Annotated in this window: 20 protein-coding genes and 1 tRNA gene; 8 read left to right on the top strand and 13 right to left on the bottom strand. The window is 41.6% G+C overall.

Features of this window, described 5'->3' with window-relative positions:
- Window positions 1–68 precede the first annotated feature (68 nt).
- The 5 genes from ACFEL9_RS09725 to ACFEL9_RS09745 all read right to left on the bottom strand — a co-directional run bounded on the left by ACFEL9_RS09725 (window position 69) and on the right by ACFEL9_RS09745 (window position 2,852).
- The gene (locus tag ACFEL9_RS09725) at window positions 69–533 is read right to left on the bottom strand and encodes an SRPBCC family protein (protein ID WP_385888980.1); all 465 of its coding nucleotides are present in this window, start codon (window positions 531–533) and stop codon (window positions 69–71) included.
- Between the two features lie 197 nt (window positions 534–730).
- Complete coding sequence (locus tag ACFEL9_RS09730) at window positions 731–1,480, bottom strand: LpxL/LpxP family acyltransferase (RefSeq protein ID WP_385888983.1); 750 nt, start codon at window positions 1,478–1,480, stop codon at window positions 731–733.
- 145 nt (window positions 1,481–1,625) lie between these two features.
- Window positions 1,626–2,006 carry a VOC family protein gene (locus ACFEL9_RS09735; protein WP_385888986.1) on the bottom strand — a complete coding sequence of 127 codons (381 nt, stop codon included), beginning with the start codon at window positions 2,004–2,006 and terminating at the stop codon, window positions 1,626–1,628.
- Window positions 2,007–2,076: 70 nt separating this feature from the next.
- Window positions 2,077–2,727 carry a YdcF family protein gene (locus tag ACFEL9_RS09740; protein ID WP_385888988.1) on the bottom strand — a complete coding sequence of 217 codons (651 nt, stop codon included), beginning with the start codon at window positions 2,725–2,727 and terminating at the stop codon, window positions 2,077–2,079.
- A gap of 51 nt (window positions 2,728–2,778) precedes the next feature.
- A tRNA-Lys gene (locus ACFEL9_RS09745) sits at window positions 2,779–2,852 on the bottom strand.
- A gap of 281 nt (window positions 2,853–3,133) precedes the next feature.
- Between ACFEL9_RS09745 and ACFEL9_RS09750 the strand changes: the two genes are divergently transcribed.
- From ACFEL9_RS09750 to ACFEL9_RS09765, 4 genes are all read left to right on the top strand, one after another.
- A complete protein-coding gene (locus tag ACFEL9_RS09750) occupies window positions 3,134–3,289 on the top strand; it encodes a hypothetical protein (RefSeq protein ID WP_385888991.1) in 156 nt (51 codons plus the stop codon).
- Window positions 3,290–3,372: 83 nt separating this feature from the next.
- Window positions 3,373–4,416, top strand: a complete 1,044-nt coding sequence (locus ACFEL9_RS09755; RefSeq protein ID WP_385888994.1) for a linear amide C-N hydrolase — start codon at window positions 3,373–3,375, stop codon at window positions 4,414–4,416.
- Between the two features lie 271 nt (window positions 4,417–4,687).
- Entirely contained in the window at window positions 4,688–4,954 is a 267-nt protein-coding gene (locus ACFEL9_RS09760; protein ID WP_385888997.1) for a hypothetical protein, read from the top strand.
- Between the two features lie 75 nt (window positions 4,955–5,029).
- On the top strand, window positions 5,030–6,514 hold the full coding sequence (locus ACFEL9_RS09765) for an aminopeptidase P N-terminal domain-containing protein (RefSeq protein WP_385888999.1): 1,485 nt from the start codon (window positions 5,030–5,032) through the stop codon (window positions 6,512–6,514).
- Between the two features lie 58 nt (window positions 6,515–6,572).
- Here the strand turns inward: ACFEL9_RS09765 and ACFEL9_RS09770 are convergent, their stop codons facing one another.
- Window positions 6,573–7,901, bottom strand: a complete 1,329-nt coding sequence (locus ACFEL9_RS09770) for a hypothetical protein (RefSeq protein WP_385889001.1) — start codon at window positions 7,899–7,901, stop codon at window positions 6,573–6,575.
- A 112-nt stretch (window positions 7,902–8,013) separates the two neighbouring features.
- Between ACFEL9_RS09770 and ACFEL9_RS09775 the strand changes: the two genes are divergently transcribed.
- The gene (locus tag ACFEL9_RS09775) at window positions 8,014–9,042 is read left to right on the top strand and encodes a WD40/YVTN/BNR-like repeat-containing protein (RefSeq protein ID WP_385889003.1); all 1,029 of its coding nucleotides are present in this window, start codon (window positions 8,014–8,016) and stop codon (window positions 9,040–9,042) included.
- Window positions 9,043–9,053: 11 nt separating this feature from the next.
- Here ACFEL9_RS09775 and ACFEL9_RS09780 read toward each other — a convergent pair whose 3' ends face one another.
- Window positions 9,054–9,638 carry a peroxiredoxin-like family protein gene (locus tag ACFEL9_RS09780; protein WP_385889006.1) on the bottom strand — a complete coding sequence of 195 codons (585 nt, stop codon included), beginning with the start codon at window positions 9,636–9,638 and terminating at the stop codon, window positions 9,054–9,056.
- Between the two features lie 117 nt (window positions 9,639–9,755).
- Here ACFEL9_RS09780 and ACFEL9_RS09785 point away from each other — a divergent pair, with 117 nt between their 5' ends.
- Window positions 9,756–10,022: a hypothetical protein gene (locus ACFEL9_RS09785; protein ID WP_385889009.1), complete on the top strand. Its 267-nt coding sequence runs from the start codon at window positions 9,756–9,758 to the stop codon at window positions 10,020–10,022.
- A 6-nt stretch (window positions 10,023–10,028) separates the two neighbouring features.
- Here the strand turns inward: ACFEL9_RS09785 and ACFEL9_RS09790 are convergent, their stop codons facing one another.
- The 3 genes from ACFEL9_RS09790 to ACFEL9_RS09800 form a co-directional block, all read right to left on the bottom strand.
- A complete protein-coding gene (locus ACFEL9_RS09790; protein WP_385889010.1) occupies window positions 10,029–10,367 on the bottom strand; it encodes a DMT family protein in 339 nt (112 codons plus the stop codon).
- 30 nt (window positions 10,368–10,397) lie between these two features.
- Entirely contained in the window at window positions 10,398–11,129 is a 732-nt protein-coding gene (locus ACFEL9_RS09795; protein WP_385889012.1) for a copper homeostasis protein CutC, read from the bottom strand.
- Between the two features lie 61 nt (window positions 11,130–11,190).
- Window positions 11,191–12,243, bottom strand: coding sequence for an isoaspartyl peptidase/L-asparaginase family protein (locus ACFEL9_RS09800; protein ID WP_385889014.1), 1,053 nt, complete (start codon window positions 12,241–12,243; stop codon window positions 11,191–11,193).
- A 202-nt stretch (window positions 12,244–12,445) separates the two neighbouring features.
- Between ACFEL9_RS09800 and ACFEL9_RS09805 the strand changes: the two genes are divergently transcribed.
- Window positions 12,446–13,003: an NADPH-dependent FMN reductase gene (locus tag ACFEL9_RS09805; protein ID WP_385889017.1), complete on the top strand. Its 558-nt coding sequence runs from the start codon at window positions 12,446–12,448 to the stop codon at window positions 13,001–13,003.
- Between the two features lie 27 nt (window positions 13,004–13,030).
- Here the strand turns inward: ACFEL9_RS09805 and ACFEL9_RS09810 are convergent, their stop codons facing one another.
- Complete coding sequence (locus ACFEL9_RS09810) at window positions 13,031–13,516, bottom strand: nuclear transport factor 2 family protein (protein WP_385889020.1); 486 nt, start codon at window positions 13,514–13,516, stop codon at window positions 13,031–13,033.
- Between the two features lie 183 nt (window positions 13,517–13,699).
- Between ACFEL9_RS09810 and ACFEL9_RS09815 the strand changes: the two genes are divergently transcribed.
- Window positions 13,700–16,081 (top strand): glycoside hydrolase family 20 protein, encoded by a 2,382-nt coding sequence (locus ACFEL9_RS09815; RefSeq protein ID WP_385889022.1) that lies wholly within the window; start codon window positions 13,700–13,702, stop codon window positions 16,079–16,081.
- Between the two features lie 575 nt (window positions 16,082–16,656).
- Here ACFEL9_RS09815 and ACFEL9_RS09820 read toward each other — a convergent pair.
- Both ACFEL9_RS09820 and ACFEL9_RS09825 read right to left on the bottom strand, forming a co-directional pair.
- The gene (locus ACFEL9_RS09820; RefSeq protein ID WP_385889024.1) at window positions 16,657–18,231 is read right to left on the bottom strand and encodes a SusD/RagB family nutrient-binding outer membrane lipoprotein; all 1,575 of its coding nucleotides are present in this window, start codon (window positions 18,229–18,231) and stop codon (window positions 16,657–16,659) included.
- 18 nt (window positions 18,232–18,249) lie between these two features.
- On the bottom strand, window positions 18,250–21,267 hold the full coding sequence (locus ACFEL9_RS09825; RefSeq protein WP_385889026.1) for a SusC/RagA family TonB-linked outer membrane protein: 3,018 nt from the start codon (window positions 21,265–21,267) through the stop codon (window positions 18,250–18,252).
- Window positions 21,268–21,448: the final 181 nt, after the last annotated feature.

Below are 21,448 nucleotides of genomic sequence, written 5' to 3' on the forward strand. Positions count from 1 at the left end.
ATTTAGTCACGAATACTTGTCATGCAAAGCAGCCATTGAATGCAAGAATTAAATTAACCGGCGATACTTTATGTCAATCCTTGCGGAAACCGGTCACTCACAAGATTAAGTTGTATAGTATGTTCCAACAAGGCTTTTAATCCGGCTAAAACGAGAGTGAACCCTTCTGTTGAATCACGAACCTGTGCTATGATTTGGTCGGTGCTTCCTTTAAATCCGCTATTGATAATGCTTACAAAAGTTCCGGCTTCCAGGCTTTTAAATGACCATTCTACTTTGGTAACTTCATCCCGGTTACCCCACTCAATGACGATTTGTTTATTGGGTTCAACTGATAAAACTTTCACCGGGGCCGTATAATTATACATTTCCCATATCCATTCAAGGTCTTTACCGGGTTCTACCCTGCCACTGCTTTTGGTAAACCAAAATCTTGTAGTAATCGCCGGGTTGATAAAGGCTTCAAAAACTTCTGCTACAGGTTTGCGGATAAGCATTTCGGCTTTGGCAAAATTTTCTGTGTGATTATTCATAATTGCGATTTTTTCTTGGAAGCTATTTAAATTCAGAACGCAGATATGTTATGATAGTGATGACTTCGTGGATTTCATCTTAATAAATTATAATAATCAGCGTTATCAGCGTTCTACTTTTGCATTTTTAAACAGCTTCCTAGGAGAAAAGTTACAAATAATGTTTGCTTGGACTTGTTGTTTTGCTTATCCAACAACTACATAGTCAACACAGGACAAATCCCTGGTTCTTTTTTTATCTCCTCTTCAAAAAATGAGATAAGATGCTGCATGATGTGATGGTCGTCCATTTGTTGCAGGCTATTGTCAAACTGTGGACCATAGTCGATGTGTACAGCCCCGTTGCGAAGTGCAGGCACGGCAGTCACCAGCGGCACATTAGCTATCCTTGCCAGCCGTACCGGGAACAAAGAAGCATTGCAATTATTTTCAAAAAATTTTACTGGACAATTGTCCAGCTTGTTGAAAATATCGCCGGCTATGATCACCCGGCCATTTTGCCGCAGGTGTTTCACAATATCTCTCAAGTCCGAAAATCCTGCACCCTGTCTTTGTATGCTTCGCTTCTGGTGTGTCCAGGTTCCATTTGATATGATGAGGGCTATTTTGTTATCCAGGCACCATTGGACGATCAATCTCTTCCAGGGTGTATGACAAGTGACGATAACACAACCCCTGTCAGCAGGCAGCATATTGGTAAACTGAACGAGACTTAACACAGTTTTCCGTAAAGGACTTCTTACTAAAGCGGACACCACCCGCCTGGTGATCCGGGTGCACCAGATATTGCGGATATTTTTAAACGTTTCGTTTGGAGCAGCTGAAATATAATCCGGTGATTTTACAATTTTGGCAGCGAGAAAGAAATAATGAATCCCTGCACTGATATAGGAAATAACATCACAACCATGCGTGACCAAACTTAAATAAAACGGTTTGCCGGTCAAGATTTGTCGTAGTTAATAAAGCTGCTAAAAATTTCCTTAGCCAAACATTTATCGGGTAACAAAGGATAATGGACAAACCCAAGAAGGTTGATATACCACACCAATGAACCTTCACCCGGTAAGAAAGCAGCAGTTGTTTTCTGATTTATTGCAATTGGATAATCTGTACCAGGTTTCCAAAACCGTCTTCGAAAATGGTATCGGTGCCCCAATCTGTTTTTGTCGGCTCTTTTCGAAATACCACACCCAGGGCTTTCAATCTTTCGTATTCTTGCTGAATATCATCAGTTGAAAATACAATAACAGGAAGCCCCGCGGCATAGAGTCCTTCCTGGTAAGCGTTTGCAATGGGATTGGAGTTTGGTTCCAGCAACAATCTTGTACCATCCATGTCTTCAGGTGAAGCCACAATAGCAAGGTAAGCATCCGGAATATACATTTTACTGGCAAAACCCAATACTTCCGTATAGAATTGGTGAGCAGCAATCGGATCAGGAACATACACATTGGTTAATGCGATCTTCATGAGTTTTGGTTTGCTACTAAATATAAGAATTATTTATTGATCATTAAATCCTGTTTGACATTTGATCAACCTAATCCTTCACCAAATGCGTATCATACCCCAATGCCACAAGCTGCTCATAAGCTTCCCATACATCATCGGGTATATCCTGGTGGATTTGAAATCCTTTGGCAGGATATAGTTTAATACGCTGCAGATCTCCGACCATGATATTGATCACCCGTTCCATTGGGATTTCTTCATTGGGATATTCGGCGAAGGTCATTTGCGGTGAGGTGACAATGAGATGTTTTTCCGGCCAATGCATTTTAAACGTTGCAAAACTTCTGCGCTCCATATATGGCTTTTGCACCACGATAAAGGAATGTGGGTCAAGTCCCCTTTGTAACAGCAATTGTTGAGTAAATAAAATATTTTCACCCGTATTGCTGGATTGATTTTCTATTAATATCGCTTCAGCCGGCACACCTTTTTGGATAGCGACTGTTGCAAAACGATCCGCTTCTTTTTCGGTCCACATGTTTTGGGTAAAATTGCCGAGCCCACCAGACATTATTACCAGTGGTGACCAGCCCGCCAAATATAACTCTGCAGCCCGATCAGCCACCCGCAAGTCATGACTGCCCAGCGCCAGGATACAATCAGCTTTAGATAATTGGTGATTGACATGATGATAGTCCCACAGTTGTTGCGCCAGTGTCATTGTTTCGGAAGTGATCATGAACATTTCTTTTATGGTAAAATAAAAGCTTCACCGGAAGATGAAGCTTTGTGACCCCCCTGGGACTCGAACCCAGGACCTACTGATTAAGAGTCAGTAGCTCTAACCAACTGAGCTAGGGAGTCGGGGTTGCAAATATATAAAGAAAAAGAACCACGATTATAGAGATGAAAAAGGATTTTGGGGAAATTGGTTTTTGTTTTTCTGAGGATCATCGCATGCAAGATTGATGGTCCATCAGGAAAGAACTCACTTCGGGACTCATTTATGGATCACAGGCTAGCTCTTTTATACGACCCTTCGCCCACGAAGCGGCGACCTGGCATCGAAACATTTTTACCATTTGTCTAAAAGCCGGGGCTCGTTCCAAAAATCATCGTAACTTTTAAGTACAAAAACATAGGCTATGAAAAAATACATTGTAGCCCTGGCACTGGCAGGTGGCGCAGCAGCATTCGCTTATGCAAGCCTGCACAACAGCAAAAGCGAAAAACAAGCAATCGAAAAACATCAGAAACAAGACGTAAAAAAAGAATGCAAAAAGAGATGCTTGTTTAGCTAATGCCAACGCCCTTTTAAATACCGTTTCGCAGCCTGGATGATTCAGTCCTCGAAACGGTATTTAACTAAAAATATGAGTTCGTCATGTCTGCTCAAAAAATAATTGCTTCCCTGCTGTTGCTTATTTATAGCAACACTGTTCTACCCTGCTCTACTTTTTTTATCAACTACAATGGTAAAATGGTATTTGGCCGCAACTATGACTGGATGTCCGATTCCGGTATGGTTTGTACGAATCTCCGCGGCCTTTCAAAAACTTCGGTCCCGACAAACAATGGAAAAACCATCAGTTGGATTTCTAAATATGGCAGCATAACCTTCAACCAATATGGCAAAGAGTTTCCAACGGGCGGCATGAACGAAACGGGACTTGTAGTCGAATTGATGTGGCTGGATGGAACTGTTTACCCCAAGCCCGATGAACGTCCCGCTATCGGCGTATTGCAGTGGATCCAGTACCAGCTCGATAATCATTCCACTATCGAAGAAGTGATAGCGAGCGATAAACAGGTTCGTATTGCAGCCGGGGATGTGCCCCTCCACTATCTTATTGCTGATGCAAACGGACACACGGCTTCAATAGAATTTCTCAACGGGAAAATGGAAGTGCATACAGGTCAGTCCATGCCACAGCCGGCCCTAACCAATGATACTTATTCAACATCACTTTCCAGTTATTCCAGTGGCGCAGCAAAGGGAAATAATTCACTGGAACGATTTTCCACGGTTTGTACTATGATACAGGATTATAAAGTCAAACCCGGCAATACATCCATTATTGACTATTCATTTACAATACTGAATAAAGTAGCCCAGGGTGATTATACCAAATGGAGCATCGTGTACGATATCAGCAATAAATCCGTCTTCTTTAAAACACAACAATTTCAACAACTACGGTCATTCAGCTTTGCAGACTTTGATTTCTCCTGCAATACCAACCCGAAAATGCTTGATATGAATCGCCCTGAAAAAGGAGCTATTCACTCATTGTTTACCAATTTTTCCAACGATAAAAACCGTTTGGTTTTTGAAAATACCCTCCAGCAAAGCAGCTCTCAAATAGTCCTGACAAAAGAGCAAAGTGAGGCAGTGCTGACTTATCCAGCCACAATATCCTGTAAATGAGAGAATTGATTTTATTATTTAATAATTTGAGATAAATATTTTAAAGCCCTGAAAATCAACCGCTTGAAAATTTTATAAAAATATTTTAATTGCCACTTTAGAATTTCCAACTGCCAATCTTCCAAATCGCTAATTTTGGGTCACCCGCTAACCCCTCTTAAAATTCTCCCATTATCAACTGCAAGAGTCGAGCTAATTGCTGATCCAACTTGGATGGTAACGACTGGAGCTAAAGAACGATTTAAAAGAAAATAAAATAAAGGGAGGCTGTATGTACACGTATGATTTATTGGAAAACGGATGTTATTACCTGGTCAGGGAACAAGAAGATTCGCCTATTACTCTCATCAAGGTTGCGGTAGAAACAGATCATTGCATTTTTGTTCAACGGTTTGAAGATCCCACGCTGACAGAGTGGAAACTAAAAAAAGAAGGGCTGTTCGATATCATCGAATGCCTGAGTGATGAAGCGGTGAAAGCCTGGGAAGAACATTATACCAGCGAAGATGCATATTATGAAGAGGAAGATGACGAATAGGTAAAACCATTCATGTATTTTTATTCTCCAGGTGATTGGTATGGATTATTTTTAGTCCAACTAATCACCTTTTTTATGCCACAGTTTTTTTATAAAAAGCTCACTGCTTTTTTTCCTGCTTTACTCATCAGTGCATTTTGCCTGGCGCAACCCTCCGTGCAACAGGCCGATGAAGATTTGCCAAAAGATTACCTGAGCAGGGAGTTTCATGCTGGCCGAAGGGCTGCTCTCCGGGAAAACATGCCGGACAATTCGGTAGCCGTCATCTTTGCTTACCCCACCCGCAACTTTTCGAACGATGTAGATTATTTCTATCATCAAAACCCTGACATGTATTATTTCAGCGGGTACAAGGAACCGAATTCAATGCTGTTGGTGTTTAAAGATGAACAAACTGACTCAACTGGTAATAAATACAATGAAGTACTTTTTGTGCAAAAAAGAAACGCACAAGCTGAGCAATGGACAGGCAGAAGGCTCGGTACTGAAGGCGCCAAAGAAAAATTAGGGCTTGCGATGGCTTATAATGGTGATGCTTTTTCAAAGTTCGCCATTGATTTCTCCAAATTCGACAAAATACTTTTTGCACCGCTGCCGGATGATGTATCGGACAGCCGCTGGGATAAAGCAGAATTGCATGATCTTTTACAACAGTTCAAACAAAAAGCGGCAATACCTGACGACTACGCAAAAGACAAACGTTTTGATACCAAAGCCTATTACCAGCTGACAGCAGGCTTGCGTGAAATAAAAACCCCCGAAGAAATGGTATTGCTGCGTAAAGCCGTTGAAATATCCTGCCAGGGACAAAATGAAGTCATGAAAGCGGTTCGACCGGACATGAGTGAACTGGAGATACAAGGCCTGCATGAATATGTGCACAAAAAGTACGGTGCAGAAGGTGTTGGATACGGTTCTATAATCGGTGCTGGTGAAAATGGCTGTATCCTTCACTATATGGAAAATACGAAAACCAGGGTTGGCAATTCACTATTGCTAATGGATGTGGGCGCCGAATATCATGGCTATACAGCAGATGTCACCAGGACGATTCCTGCTAATGGTAAGTTTTCCCCCGAAGAAAAACTGATCTACCAGATTGTCTACGATGCGCAGGAAGCAGCTTTTAAAACACTGAAAAACGGATCGAAATGGAAGGATGCTGAGACAGCCGCCCGGAATACGATTACAGAAGGATTGATAAAACTGGGTATCATAAAAGATAAATCAGAGACCTCTAAATACTATCCGCATGGCCTGGGCCACCATATCGGCCTTGACGTACACGACAGGGGTAATTACAGCACGATGAAAAAGAACATGGTGATGACCATTGAGCCCGGCATTTATATTCCCGAAGGAAGCAATTGTGATAAAAAATGGTGGAGTATTGCAGTGCGTATTGAAGACGATGCGTTAATCACCGAAAACGGTTATGAACTTCTCTCCCGTTTTGCACCCCGCTCTATTGAGGATATTGAAAAGATGATCGCTCAAAAAAGTGTATTGGATAATTTCAAATTACCGCCGTTGAAATCAGCGGAGAAAAAAGGTTTTTAATTACAACACCATATTATTACCAAAAGAGGATGCTTATTCAACATCCTCTTTTTTATTATCAGAATACCTGGTATCGTCGCAACTCTTGCTTGTACTCTAACGGAGGATTAGTATTGCCCGCCTCATAATAAGATTCAAATTTAATCAGGCCAACATTTCTCGCATAGTAAGATTTATAATACCCGACCTGGTCCGTTAAATCTGCCCAGCCTGTGCCTGTGAAATATTCATACTTTTCCGTTACAACAATAGTATTGGGATAAGCAGTGCCTCCTACGGTAATATTGACATCTTTCTGATCAATTTTAAGGGCAATCCGGATATAAACCGGAATTCCGCTTATCACTACACCTACTGAGTCTGATTCCCAGGTTGTGTTTACCGGCACATTGTCTTTTAACATGATATAATCAAGACCCGAGCCATCTTCGAAAACCAGATAAGAATGATAATCCCCACCCGATTTACGGTAAGCTGCATAATCACTGAAAATAGCGCCGCTGTCAGTAGCTTCAAAAATTGTATAGGTGTTACCATCCAATACGACGGCCCCTGCTTTAGCCCGAATCCACAACGAATCATTGGCATCATCATCAAACTGATAACTCCAGTTGCTGTTGGCACTACGGGGGAAGTAATCAAATTGTGATGTCACATCGATGGTGAAACTGCAGGCTGAAGTACCTGCATCAACAGGAATATTGGTACTACCTGCCTGTGCAGGAGTGCCGCTTGCAGTTAAGGTAATGGTTTGTTGCCCTGTCGCCAAAACTCCCGATCCGGAGAAAGTTATCCCGTTGCTGGTCTGCGTAGTTAAATCATAGGTACCCGCTGTTGTGACATTCACCTTAATGGCAACCGTATTTGCAGCGGTCATTGCAGTACCCACAGCGTAATTCCCGGCCAACAGATAATCCAAACAAACATCGGGACTTCCAGCCAATGTAAAAACAGCAGGCACTCCGCCGCCCTGCGGTAGAATTGTAATGGCCACCACACATACCGAAGTATCGAACTGGACTTCATAGAAAAAGTTGCCTGCATTCACCGGTGTGCCACTTCCCAATAACCTGATAGTGTTGAGACCTGTACTTCCAAAATTCCCGGTAGCCCGAAAAAAATTCCCATTCACTGTGTCGGTAAACACCGTATAAGAACCAGCCTGGCTTACATTGATCTGTACATCGATATAATTGTCGGCTGAATTGAGTGCAGTACCTGCTTCATAAACGCCATTCACCGTTTTAGGTAAACATTCACCACCTGCGTCGTCCAGGAGTGACCCGGCGGATTGCTGGCTGCTGGATTCATAGCTCTTTTCTTTTTGGCAGGAATAAAAAAACATCAGGCTTACCAGCATCAAGGGCAGCAGAAAAAATTTCTTCATAAAACAGGGTTTGATTGATGATTAAAAATAATAAATTTTCATCAGCTGTTTTGAATTAAACGGCTATGATTAGTCCGCGAAACCTTTTATCTTGTTAGCTCATCTGGTAAATATGAAAAAACTGAACATCCTTTTTTTATTCCTTTTTATAGTCAGTAACGCATTTGCGCAATCGCCTTCCATTGAGGTACTCACATCAGGCACCAAAACAAGCTTAAGAGGCCTGAGTGTGGTAAATGACAATATCATTTGGGTGAGTGGCAGCAATGGAACCGTTGGCAAGAGTGTAAATGGCGGCAAAAATTGGAAATGGATGACGGTAAATGGATTTGAAAAGACTGATTTCCGCGATATCGAAGCATTTGATGCCAATATAGCTATAATCATGGGCATTGCCGATCCGGCGTATATTTTAAAAACCAATAATGGTGGCGAAAGCTGGCGGGTGGTTTATGAGAATAAAACAAAAGGAATGTTCCTGGATGCAATGGACTTTGCTAATAGCCGTGAAGGCATTGTAGTGGGTGACCCGATCAACGGAAAAATATTCATTGCAAAAACGGATGACACGGGCAATACCTGGACTGAAATTGAAGAAAATAATAACAGGCCCGTGGCCGACAGTGGTGAAGCTTTTTTTGCTTCCAGCGGTAGCAATATCAAACTATTTTCAAACGATGATTATTTTATTGTCAGCGGTGGGCTGCGATCAAGGTTGATCACAAACTCAAAGGCTACTGATCTCCCGGTAATACAAGGCAAAGAAAGTACTGGCGCCAATTCAATAGACATTTACGACGAAGGAATTCCCGATAAGCCCGGCCAGCGAATGGTGATAGTGGGTGGCGATTTCAGCGCCGACTCTATAACCGATAAAAATTGTGTTTACTCTTTGAATGGCGGCAAAAAATGGCTGACACCGGTTAGGCCACCGCATGGCTATCGAAGCAGCGTTGAATTTTTGTCGAAAAAAGATGTGCTGGCCTGCGGGTTGAACGGCGTGGATTATTCCAAAGATGCCGGCAAAAACTGGAAATGGATCAGCAAAGAAAGTTTTCACGTATGCCGCATTGCGAGAATAGGTACCGCTATTTTCCTGGCCGGTAATAATGGAAAAATTGGAAAAGTGCTGTGGAAATAAGCAGTGACCTTTTACAGGTGATCCAGTATTTCCTTTACTGAAGGTCTCTTCTTATAATCCTGGTTGAAAAAGCGATAAGTAATATTTGCTTCTTTATCGATAATGTATGTTGCCGGCACAGGCAGGTAATTGCCATTCTTCCCATTCACTTCGTCGATTTTTATACCGGCATTCCGGTAGCGTTTTAACGTATTTTCTGGGACTTCAAACTCTACGTCGTAAGCTTTCATAATCTTTAATTCTTCGTCATGAAGGATGGAGTATTCAGCTTTTGTTTTTTCGATGGTTTTGGTAATGCTTTCAGGTTTCTCCGGTGAAACAGCCACCAACGTTGCACCCCTGGCAGTGATCAACTGCAATGAATCTTCCAATCGCTTTAAATTTTTGTTGCAATAAGGACACCATTCACCCCGGTAAAAAACCAGCACCACTTTTCCTTTCTTCAACAGATCTTTTAACCGGACATCGTTTCCATTCTGGTCCTTTGCTTTAAAATCGGGAGCACGGGAGTTAAGAAATAATCCTTCAGGGGCTTCTTGTCCAAACACTACATAACCCAAGAAAAGAGTAGCGAATAAAAGGGATATTTTTTTCATGTGTAATATTAGGAAACAAATCTAAAAACATCTACCTTAAATTGGAATAGACCTGTATAGTATTAACAAAATGCTATGCCGTCGGTAAATTGCTTGCTTAAACCAAAATCCATTGCCATGTCCACTAACCGGGAACGAAAATTCATTATCAACATGCTTGTTGGTCTCGTATTCACTACCACCGGCATTTGTTCAATTTTATATGCGGGCCTCACCATCCAGAATGAAAAGGATTGGGTCATTTGGGCCGTTATCTCAGTAGTTACATTAAATGCAGGTCTTTTATTTCTTGGTAGCTCTATTGTACATAAAGTAAAAGCTGACCTGGTACGCAGGCAGCGGCAACGATCAAAAGCAGATCATCTTTCTCCCGGTGATAATTGAACCGTATTAGCCAAATCTTTTGGTAAACATAAAATAAACAGCTCCCAGTAAAAAAGCAAAGCTCACCAGGTATCGCCAGTGAAATGCTTCTTTCATTACGAGCACCGCAAAGAAACCGAATACAGCAAGCGTAATTATTTCCTGTATAATTTTTAGCTGGAAGAGATTAAATCCACCGCTGTGCCCTAACCGATTGGCTGGTACAGCTAAACAATATTCAATAAAAGCGATGAACCAACTGATAACAATCGCCTTCCACAATGGCCAACCTTGATGCTTTAAATGATAATACCACGCAAAAGTCATAAAGACATTAGACACCACCAGCAATGGAATTGTACGCATATATTTTTATTAAACAGGAAAACAGGTTAATTAAGAAAGAAGTGCATTTCGAAAATGGATCACATCCTGTGGATTAATGGCGTTGTTCATATAGTCGTCATCGGAACCAGCAAACGACGGATGAATAAAATCCATTTTGCTTGCTTCTTTACTGCGCAACGAAGAATGAAATTCAACACAGCCTGTCGCCTCAGCTAATTGCCTGATATTTTCTTTTCGCACTCCGCTACCCGGCATGATGATGATGCGATCAGCCGCCGCTTTATTTAGTTGAGCTATTAACTCTGCGGCATCAGGTGCAGCAGGTTTTTGCCCCGATGTCAGTACCCTTTCACACCCGATCTCTATGATTTCTTCCAGTGCTACAAAAGGATCAAGGCAACGATCGAAGGCCCGGTGAAAAGTAACACCCAACGGGTATGCAGCCTCTACCAACCGTGATGATCTTTTTTTATCGATACTGCCATCACGGTTTAGCAAACCAATAACTACTCCATCGCAACCCAGTTGCTTGCACAACTTCACGTCCTGCAGCATGATGTCAAATTCTTCATCAGTAAATAAAAAATCCCCTCCCCTGGGTCGAATGATGGGATAGATCAATACATTAAAACTCTCTCTGCATTTTTTTATATGCCCATAAGATGGAGTAGTACCACCTTCTCCAAGATTGGCGCATAGTTCAATTCTGTCGGCTCCACCTTCTACTGCAGATTTTGTTGTCAAAAAATCAGAGGTGGCGATTTCAATGATGTATTTCAACTTGAAAAATTATTTTTTGAGATCGTTGATCCTGTCTGTCGCAAAATCCTGATTCATAAATTTATTTTGTGAAGTAGCTTTTAGCATTTACCAGTTTTTCTATTTCATTCGATTTAACTGCATAGCTAAATCCTTTATGGATTGCAAAGGACCCCACCTGTCCTTTTTTATTTAAAGCGAGAAAGGCTACCTGTATATCTTTCGCTTTATCACGTTTGATCTTCACAATTCGCTCAATCGTTTTTCGACAAGCCATTTCAGGGGATAATCCCTGCCGCATTAACTCTACTACGGTGTGAGAACCGGCCACACGAATCACGTCCTCACCTTGCCCGGTTGCTGTACAAGCACCCACTTCGTTGTCTACAAATAAACCAGCGCCGATTATGGGTGAATCGCCAAGTCTGCCACGCATTTTAAAACCCATACCACTGGTAGTACAACTACCACTCAAATTGCCTTTCGCATCCATCGCTACCATCCCAATCGTATCATGGTTCCAATCACCCGATTCCAATCGTGACGGGGCAAAGGGACCGCGATTGCCTTTGCCTGCCTGCCGGACAGGCAGGTTCTCAATATTAATAATTGGCTTATACTCTGATTTCTGAAGCCAGTTTTCATATGTCTTTTGTGCATCGGGAGATAGCTTCTGTTCTTCCAAAGGGAAACCCTCAGCGATTGCAAATTGCTGGGCACCACTTCCGACCAGCATCACATGCGGCGTTTTTTCCATCACCCGCCTTGCTACAGAAATAGGATGTTTGATTCTTTCAAGAAATGCCACACTACCACAATTATAAAACTCGTCCATGATACTGGCGTCCAACGTCACAAAACCATCCCGGTCAGGGTTAGCTCCCAATCCAACACAACAGTTTTGCGAAGCTTCTGTCACCATCACGCCCTGTTCAACTGCGTCCAAGGCCCGGCCCCCTGCTTCCAGCACTTTCCAGGCGCCTTTGTTGGCTTCCAGTCCGGCATCCCAGGTGGAAATAACAATGGCCTTGCCTTTCACAGCCCGATAGCTTTGCTGGCCAGAAACAAATTTGCTTGCAAATATGCCAGCTGAACTTAATACGGATGAGGATATAAACTTTCTTCGGTTAATCATTGTTTATTTTTGAATCATCGAAATTAACTGATTCAGCTTCAGAATCTATTTATCGGGTTGCAAAAAGTTAATCCTTTATGATAAAAGGTGAAAACATGACAAGACCGGGCTTCTTGCTGCCATTACTGAGGGTACATAAATGAAGAATATTATTTGATGTTCAAACATTAAACTGTATAATTTTGCACTTAATTTTGAAAAAATGAGAATTGAAATAATATCGGGCAGCCCCCGTGTCAATAGTGTGACCCGCAGGGTGGCTCTTCACCTGCATAAGACACTTACAGAAACTACAGATCATGAGGTTGGATTAATTGATATGGAAGAATGGGATCTTCCGCCCATGCAATCAGTTTTTACTTCAGTGGAAAATACCCCTGAACAATGGAGGAGCTTAAGCGAAAGGGTATTTGCGGCAGATGGCTTTATCCTGGTTTCTCCTGAATATAATGGAAGCTACTCCCCTTCTCTCAAAAACCTGTTAGACCATTTTCCAAAACAGCATCATAAGATTTTTGGTATTGCAACGGCCTCCCCGGGTGCTATGGGCGGTATGAGAGCGACTCAACAGATGCTTCTGCTGGTGGCAGCTTTATTTGGTATTGCTTCACCTTACTTGTTGATCGTGCCAGGTGTTGACAAAAAGTTTGACAAATCGGGAAACCTGCTGGATCAAAGCTTCCAGCATAATGTCAACAATTTTATTGCAGAGTATCTATGGTTGGTAGAAAATCTTTCAAAAGATAAGGTGACGGTATAAACTTTTACGGTTATGAAATAACGCCGGTCAGTTTTGGCTGGCGTTCTTGCTTTGCATAAAATAAGCCAGGTTTCTCCTCGCATTCTTTTGAATGCCTCTTTTCATAAAGCCTGTCCATCCAAACAATACTCCTTTCCAGCCAAGGGCTTGCGCTGCCCAAGTACTAAGACGAAAGCCATCGCTATGCTCAATAATCTTTCCATCTTTCAACCGCATGAACGCTTTGATATGATTGATGACACGGTTTCCTGTTTTTGAAAAAATATAATTGGCGGTCCAGCTACAAGTGGCATACTCCTCATCGATCAATTCTATATCCGAAAAAGTAAGTGAAAAATCCCTTGCATTTTTACAAAGCATTTCCCACATCGATCTCACTTCATCGCCTTTGAGCACCAGGAAAACGGGGTCACTAAAAATAATGTCATCGCTGTAACAACTCTGCATGATTTTATAATCCAGATGTTGGAACGCTGAGTAAAATTTTTCGATTACCTCTTTATTGTTATTCATAAAAACTTAAGAAACTGGATCACCAAAATAGGAAACATCCTCCATATTTAAAGCAACGATTGAATTTGTTTCGCCATCTTAAACCCGGATCAATTACTATTTTGAGCAAACGTTTGCCATAGAATTTATTTATCAAAGCATTACACAATGGCCTAAATTGGCACTTTTAAATTAAACGATACTATGAGGCTAACATTTGTTTTGACGGGACTTGTTTTGTTTTCCTGCTGTCTGCAGGCACAGGATATCACCGTTGTTCCCAAACCCGTTTCTATAAAACAACCCAGGATCGCCGCTAAATTCAGTATTACCCCGGCCACGCAAATTGTATTGGAAGGGAGCAACCTTGAGCAAACGGCGGCATTATTGAATGAATACCTCCAGCAGTTTTACTTGTTCAAATTAAAAGTGGTTAAAAAAGCCGCTGGTAATAATGCAATCCGCCTGAACTATGAACGAATGGATAACCCGGTGGCCGGTGCTTATCGCATGACGGTTGACAATAAAGGCGTTTATATTGCAGGTGATAATGCAAACGGTGTTTTTTACGGTATACAAACATTGATTCAATTGTTGCCCGTACCAGATGCAAAGATGAAGATGCGCCCTGCTAAATTGTATATTCCACATGTGTCGATAGAAGACTCGCCCCGCTTTGCTTATCGCGGTTTACATCTTGATGTTGGGCGTCACTTTTTCCCCGTCAAATTCATTAAAAAATACATTGATTATATCGCTTATTATAAGCTCAATACTTTTCATTGGCATTTGACAGAAGACCAGGGATGGCGGATTGAAATAAAAAAATATCCAAAACTTACTTCTGTGGGCGGCTGGAGAAATGGAACCATCATCGGACGTTATCCCGGCACCGGAAATGATAATACCCGGTATGATGGTTTTTATACGCAACAGGAGATTAAAGAAATAGTGAATTATGCGAAAGCAAGATTTGTAGAAGTGATACCTGAAATTGAAATGCCCGGACACGGCAGCGCCGCCATTGCTGCATATCCCTGGCTCAGTTGTTTCCCTAACCAGCCTACTGCTATCCCGGCTAATATGATTTCGTCAACAAGCGTAGACCAACAAGCCAAAGGAAGAATAAAATTAGTGCAGGAAACCTGGGGTGTTTTTGATGACGTTTTTTGTGCGGGCAACGATTCAACTTTTCTTTTCCTGCAAAATGTAATAGATGAAGTACTACCACTTTTCCCATCGAAGTATTTCCATGTCGGTGGTGATGAGTGCCCGAAAACACATTGGAAAAAATGTCCCCGTTGCCAGCAACGAATGAAAGAGCATAATCTGAAAGACGAACATGAATTACAGAGTTATTTTATTCAGCGCATTGAAAAATACCTGAACAGTAAAGGAAAAACATTGATAGGCTGGGATGAAATATTAGAAGGCGGCTTAGCCCCAAAAGCTGTAGTGATGAGCTGGCGGGGTGAAGAAGGTGGAATTGCCGCAGCCAAACAAAAACATGATGTGATCATGACGCCGGGCAATCCCGTTTACTTTGATCATACACAAAGCCTGAATGAAGATTCAGTAACCATTGGTGGTTACAACCCGCTGGAAAAAGTATATGCTTATAACCCGGTACCAAAAGAATTGAATGCTGATGAAAGCAAATATGTATTGGGAGCACAGGCTAACCTGTGGACAGAATACATGAAAAATCCGAGGAAAGTAGAATACATGCTTCTTCCCCGTTTGACGGCATTGAGCGAAGTGTTGTGGAGCCCGCTGGAGTCAAAAAACTGGGATGATTTTGAAACGAGATTACCTGCTCATTTTAAAAGATTCGATCTGTGGAATGCTAATTATAGCAAGGCTTATTTCGATTTGAAAACGACAGTGCAACCGAGCGAAAATAATGTTGGAGTACAGTGGAAACTGGAATCAAAACACCCGACAGCTCAGACAACTTTCAAGCAGCATGCGGTTGATGAACCATTCGCGGGCCAGGTTTCTGCTGGCGAAAAATATAACGCCCCTATCACGATAACCGCAACTGGTGCTATAACAGGTTGGAATGCTGTTAATGGAAAAATGATTGGCAATCCGATAACACAAAAGTTTTATTTCAATAAAGCAACCGGCAAAAAAATAACGCTTACAACTGAGCCATCTAACAACTATCCCGGCGATGGCGCCTTTACATTAGTAAATGGCGTACAAAATGAAAAAGGCCTGGGCCGTAGCCGTGAATTTCTCGGATGGAGCGGAGATGATTTAGAAGCTGTCATCGATTTAGGTGCCACGCAAAATATTAGCAATGCCGTTATTCATAGTTTGGTTTCCGGTGGCTCGTGGATCTATCCACCACAATCTGCTGAAATATTCGTGTCGACAGATGGACAAAACTTTAGTTCGGTTGGCAAAAGCGAAAACTTCGAGAAAACAACCGGTTCAAATGGTGTCATCAAAGTTGCTTTCTCTCCCATTTCAACCCGCTATATCAAAGTAGTTGTGAAAAACCTCGGAAAAATTCCCGACGATAAACCCGGAGCCGGCAATAAGCCCTGGTTATTTGTAGATGAGATTGAGGTGAATTGACAGTAAGCAATCACAGGATCACCGATCTATTGTAATTTTTCTTCTACTAAAAATGCTCCATCACCGGAGCATTTTTAGTAGCAATTATTTTTCCCAAAACTAATTTAATCCTGTAGAGCTAAAGAATGGAGTACTAGGATTGTGTTTTATTTTAATTGATACATTTTAATATTTCCATTATTCACACCAATAATAAGAGAGTTATTGATGAAAGTAACCGACCTTACATCATCCCTGATTTTTAATCCCCTTTTAGTTTGTGGCATATAGGTGAAACTGCCTTTCCCATCGCCTGATAATATTATTCCATGATTTGGAAACTAGTTATTAAAAAAACTTCACAATGGCACAAAAAGTGTTCAAAGAGAGGCAATGTTAATATCTGGTTCTGATGACAAATTTGTTTTTTTCAATCAAAATTTAGTGCACGAAAGATTTTTACAAACAGATTTAGGTCAGTATCTCAAGCTGCAATGTGGGTTGAATTCTCATTACTATGAATTGTGTAAAATTGAAAACACCTTTCTGCAAATAATTGCAGAAAGGTGTTTTCAAAAAATTGTTGTAAAAACAGATTAAAAGTTTGAAACAACACTGGTATCCCACCACAGGCGGGTAGCGATATCATCCTTAGCACCCGTTCCCATTTTAGATACAGCATCAGCAACGCCGGCAGCATTTCCTGTTCTTTCAGCATTTACAAAAGGCATCCTCTTAATCCATTGATCTGCAGGAATAACACCCCAGTCAGGACTGCTGTCGTTTTTGGCAACATGGGGAATTTTAGGATAACCGGTTCTTCTGAAATCTACCCACGCTTCGTTTGAATTAGTGAAGTTGTTAATCCATTTTTGGGTAATAATCTTTTCAAGTTTCAATTCATTGTTATCAGCTTCGTTCCAGGCAACTGTTATTGAAGAAAGCGATGTGAAATTATTTCTGGAATCTAAAGGATCAACATAGTTCCACGGTGTGCTGGTGTTATCTGCAAGATAAGCATCTACTCCACCAGCGCCCCAGTCGGCAAAAGAAAGCCTGACACCATTTTCATAATTGGTTTTTGCATCGCCGGCACCTGCCCAGCCTCTGAGAGCCGCTTCAGCTTTAAGAAAACTTACTTCGGCAGCAGTGAATGCCCTTCTTGAAGTAACACTTCTGAAGTCATCGGATATTTTCGAAAAAGGAACCCTGTCTATTTTAGCATTCAGGTAAGCGCCGTTACGAATACCTTTATAAGGAAAAGCCGGGTGATCGGCATAGTGGGCAGGGTTAGATGCCGGCTGGAAGAATTTCGATACACGTCCATCTTTTAAACCACCGAGGAAGGATTCCATTACGGAGCTCATCCTCGTATCGTCCCACTCAAAACAGATAACCGAAAAAGGTATTTTTTCTCCCAGTAATCCTACCGTAAAATTGTCTGCATTGGCTTCAATCAATCCTGCCGGATCAGCCATTGCTTTTTCGCCCTGGGTTTTAGCAAGCGCTGGGGCGACTTTTACGATACGCATCGCTAATCTCAATCTCAGGGAGTTCACCAATTTCATCCAGGAAGCAATATCTCCTTTATAAGAAGGATCGAATTTTACAAATCCCTTGTAATTCTGGTTAGCACCGAAGTCAGCCTGTATTGCATCCAGCTCTGTAAAAAACTTATTGTATAAGTCGGATTCGCTATCATATTTGATAACGGCGTCCTGTATTCCGTAATTGGAATAGATCACTGGTCCATGGTACGCTGTGAGCTTGGATACTGAAAGAATTTTTATCAGGTTTGCCCAGGTGGCGAAAAGAGGCAGATTATTGTCGTCTGCTAATTGAATCACTTGTTTGGCCGGCGACATAACAGAATTATAAACCCGATCCCAGTAAACGTTCCAGCGAACATAATAAGTGGTATTATTTACATTGCCGACAAAAGGTGTAGGCGTTTGTAAATGCCCCATCCAGGAATCGTGGCATAAATCTTCTTCAATTTGGTGGCCGAAAAGATTGAATAGCAAACCTGAAAAAGGTGAACCTACCAGGTTAAAATCCTGTTTGAGCAATTCATCGGAAATCTGGTTAGGATCCTGATTCGTACTCTCAAAATTCTTGGTACAGGATCCGGCAATGCTCAGAATCAATATTGCGATAATTATCTTTTTCATATAAATTATTTTGAGATATTAGAAAGTGACTTTAAAGTTAATTCCATATGATCTCGTTGAAGGAACAGCAAAAACGTCATTCGACTGCATGGAATTGTTGGTGCTCATCGCTTGTTCCGGATCGTAGGGAGCTTTTTTGTAGAAGAAGAATAAGTTTCTTCCGATTAATGAAACTGAAGCACCCTTAACCGGAGAGCTTTGATTTCTTATATTGAAGTTGTAACCCAAAACGAACTGAGCCAGTCTCACATTTGTCCTGGAGAAGACATACGGTTCCATGATCCTGTTTCTGTCGCCAACAGCGTCGTAATAAACCTTAGGGTCAATTGAACTTACTTTGGTTGACCCTTGTACGGCATTAATAGGTATTGTGCCTGCATCCCTGGCCTCCGCAGTTCTCTGGCTTGCGCCGTATGAATCAAGGAATGCTTCTGTTTTTGAAAACGCAACGCCACCAAACTTACCGTTAATGAGCAGGTTGAGGAAGAATTGCTTGTAATTGAGTGAATTATTCCATCCTAAAAGATAGTCGGGGTTAACATTGCCCACCTTTACCATCGCGCCTGCTTTTGTAGGTTTTCCTTGGGAGTCAAGAATGATTTCTCCCTGGTCATTCCTGTTAAATTTATAAATCCACACATCATTAAATGACCCACCTGCTTTAATAATTGAAGCAAAACCCTCATCATCACCGCCCACCTGGTAATCAGGATTTGAAGCAATGAGTTCAACAATTTTATTTTTATTCCGGGATACATTCACTGAAGTTCTCCACTGCAGATCGCTTCTTTTCAATGGTTCTGCAGTTACTGTAGCTTCAAATCCTTTATTGGTGATTTTGCCCGCATTTACATAATATCTCGTATAACCAGAACCGGAAGGAGCAGCCAGGCTGAGGAACTGATTAGTGCTTACATTATTGTAGTACGTAAATTCAAAACCTAATCTTCCATTTAGAAATCTCATATCTATACCATATTCATCGGCCTCTATTTTTTCAGGCTTCAACGTAGTAAAGGGCACCTGGGTATTCCGGCTAATACCGCCGATTCCCGCAGGCGTACCAGCACCACCTATACGGTTATTGGGTGACACCACATTAAAAGGCACATCATTCGCAGTAGTCGTGCGGGAAGCCCTTACTTTCAAGAAAGAAATTGCGGAAGGCATAGTCACCATTTCGCTGATAATGGCACTAATACCTACCGAAGGATAAAAATAAGATTGGTTGCCTGTTAACGCCAGCGTAGAAGCCCAGTCATTACGACCAGCAAGGTCCAGGTAGATCATGTCTTTGAAACCGACAGTTGCGTTGGCAAACAATCCCTGTTTAATCACTTCGCTGTAAGTCTGGTTGAACATGACATTGAAAGGGATGTTAGAGAAAGAGAAAAAGTTGGGATACTGTAATGCGTTTGTTCCATTGCCAACATTCATACCATCATTAAAGGTATTTTTCTGGTGGCTGGCACCTAAAATCGCTGCGACGCTTATCTTGCCGAATACATTATTGTAGTTGAAGATCGCATCGGTATAAAGAGATTGATCTGTATACTTTGAATAAGCCCACGTTCCATTTGGACTAACACTCACAGAGTTTCCGCCTGCTGCCCATCGGTTATCAAACAGTTTATTGGCATAGTCAATATTAGCCCTTGCTTCAAATTTAAGATGTGGCAGGACATCAACCGATGCTTTCACATTAGCTATTATACGTTTTGTTGTGGCCAGCTTGGAGTTGTTATTGATCTCCCAATAAGGGTTATTTTGTTTTTCCTCAGTAGAATACCAATTCATCTTATACATGTTCCTGGTGCTATCGAATACCTGGTAATTATTCTTATAGTCATCAAAATTTCTATCACGTGCAAATAAATATAAACCGGTAAGCGGATTATTGTAATAACCTGCACCGGGCCTGTTTCGTGATATTTCACTTGTCAACATTACATTTGAGCTTAGTGTCAACTTATCTTTAATTAATTTCGTAGATTGGTTGAACGAGATATTGTGCCTGTTATAAGTATTCTTTGGCACAACCCCTGTCGCGTAAGTATTGGCATAAGAAAAATATGCTGTGGTTTTATCATTTCCGCCGCCTATCGAGAGGGAATTTGTGGCGGTAACGCCGGTTCTGAAGAAATCTTCGATATAGTTACTTTGATAATTGCCTTTAGTAGAAGACCAGTTGTAGTCTGATCCATCGGCACCGTATACATATTGAAAATCAGGAAGGCCAGATACTTGTTCAAGTATAGTGCTGGAACTGAAATTAACATCTACTCTGCCTGTTTTACCTTTTTTGGTTGTAATGAGAACCACACCATTAGCTCCCTGGCTACCATATAATATAGATGCGTTAGCACCTCTGAGGATGTTTACGCTTTCAATATCTTCCGGGTTAATATTAGAAAGACCATCACCCTGGTCATTACCGCCATAGGAACCGGGCTGTGCGCCCTTATTATTTACCATTGGAATACCATCAATAACGTAAAGAGGATCACTGAGACCAACCAATGATCTGTTACCTCTCAAAACCGCCCTGGTAGAACCACCTGCTCCCGAGGAACTCACTGCAATATCCAGTCCGGCAGCCTTTCCACTCAAAGCATCCACGAAGTTGATATTCGCTGCTTTCCTGATTTCATCGCCACTCACAGTTTGCGAAGCATAGCTTAGGGCTTTTTTATCCCGCTTGATGCCCAGGGCTGTAACTACTACTTCATTCAATTGTTGTTCACCCTGGTCTAATGAAAATTGGAGAGTGCTTTCATCTCCTTCAACTGTAACTGTTTTGAGTCCATATCCAACGGAAGAAATTTCCAACTGGATTTCTCCTGTTGGAACACTTAGGGAAAATAATCCATTGGCATCAGTAACCGTTTGAATGTTCTTTCCCTTTACTTTAATGGTCACAGAAGGAAGACCCGTAGCAGATTTTGAATCTTTGACAGTACCGGATAATTGCCGGGTTTGTGCTAATACCATTGAACTGAATAACAGCAAAGCAGTCAGCAAGCGAAGTTGTCTCATTATGCAATTGGTTTTTTGGTGAAAAAATCTCAAAGCGGGAAAGTAAATAAGCAGAACTACGAATAGCCTGAATTCAATAACCGGAAAAAATACTGCACTTACCTGCTGCAATTTTTCCGGTTGATTACTTCTCCCGAACTGATAAGTGCAGATTGCTTTGGTTTTGTAACAATAAGTTAAT

Origin of the sequence: Terrimonas alba (assembly GCF_042434975.1) — a bacterium.
In the GTDB taxonomy this organism is placed as follows: Bacteria; Bacteroidota; Bacteroidia; order Chitinophagales; family Chitinophagaceae; genus Terrimonas_B; species Terrimonas_B alba.

What these genes read in the sequence shown, in the direction of transcription:
- ACFEL9_RS09805 (WP_385889017.1), top strand. Translation starts at nt 12,446, where the DNA reads ATGAGAATTGAAATAATATCGGGCAGCCCCCGTGTCAATAGTGTGACC.
- ACFEL9_RS09785 (WP_385889009.1), top strand. Translation starts at nt 9,756, where the DNA reads ATGTCCACTAACCGGGAACGAAAATTCATTATCAACATGCTTGTTGGT.
- ACFEL9_RS09770 (WP_385889001.1), bottom strand. Translation starts at nt 7,901, where the DNA reads ATGAAGAAATTTTTTCTGCTGCCCTTGATGCTGGTAAGCCTGATGTTT.
- ACFEL9_RS09815 (WP_385889022.1), top strand. Translation starts at nt 13,700, where the DNA reads ATGAGGCTAACATTTGTTTTGACGGGACTTGTTTTGTTTTCCTGCTGT.
- ACFEL9_RS09790 (WP_385889010.1), bottom strand. Translation starts at nt 10,367, where the DNA reads ATGCGTACAATTCCATTGCTGGTGGTGTCTAATGTCTTTATGACTTTT.
- ACFEL9_RS09820 (WP_385889024.1), bottom strand. Translation starts at nt 18,231, where the DNA reads ATGAAAAAGATAATTATCGCAATATTGATTCTGAGCATTGCCGGATCC.
- ACFEL9_RS09740 (WP_385888988.1), bottom strand. Translation starts at nt 2,727, where the DNA reads ATGATCACTTCCGAAACAATGACACTGGCGCAACAACTGTGGGACTAT.
- ACFEL9_RS09755 (WP_385888994.1), top strand. Translation starts at nt 3,373, where the DNA reads ATGTCTGCTCAAAAAATAATTGCTTCCCTGCTGTTGCTTATTTATAGC.
- ACFEL9_RS09750 (WP_385888991.1), top strand. Translation starts at nt 3,134, where the DNA reads ATGAAAAAATACATTGTAGCCCTGGCACTGGCAGGTGGCGCAGCAGCA.
- ACFEL9_RS09825 (WP_385889026.1), bottom strand. Translation starts at nt 21,267, where the DNA reads ATGAGACAACTTCGCTTGCTGACTGCTTTGCTGTTATTCAGTTCAATG.
- ACFEL9_RS09760 (WP_385888997.1), top strand. Translation starts at nt 4,688, where the DNA reads ATGTACACGTATGATTTATTGGAAAACGGATGTTATTACCTGGTCAGG.
- ACFEL9_RS09810 (WP_385889020.1), bottom strand. Translation starts at nt 13,516, where the DNA reads ATGAATAACAATAAAGAGGTAATCGAAAAATTTTACTCAGCGTTCCAA.
- ACFEL9_RS09800 (WP_385889014.1), bottom strand. Translation starts at nt 12,243, where the DNA reads ATGATTAACCGAAGAAAGTTTATATCCTCATCCGTATTAAGTTCAGCT.
- ACFEL9_RS09765 (WP_385888999.1), top strand. Translation starts at nt 5,030, where the DNA reads ATGCCACAGTTTTTTTATAAAAAGCTCACTGCTTTTTTTCCTGCTTTA.
- ACFEL9_RS09735 (WP_385888986.1), bottom strand. Translation starts at nt 2,006, where the DNA reads ATGAAGATCGCATTAACCAATGTGTATGTTCCTGATCCGATTGCTGCT.
- ACFEL9_RS09725 (WP_385888980.1), bottom strand. Translation starts at nt 533, where the DNA reads ATGAATAATCACACAGAAAATTTTGCCAAAGCCGAAATGCTTATCCGC.
- ACFEL9_RS09780 (WP_385889006.1), bottom strand. Translation starts at nt 9,638, where the DNA reads ATGAAAAAAATATCCCTTTTATTCGCTACTCTTTTCTTGGGTTATGTA.
- ACFEL9_RS09775 (WP_385889003.1), top strand. Translation starts at nt 8,014, where the DNA reads ATGAAAAAACTGAACATCCTTTTTTTATTCCTTTTTATAGTCAGTAAC.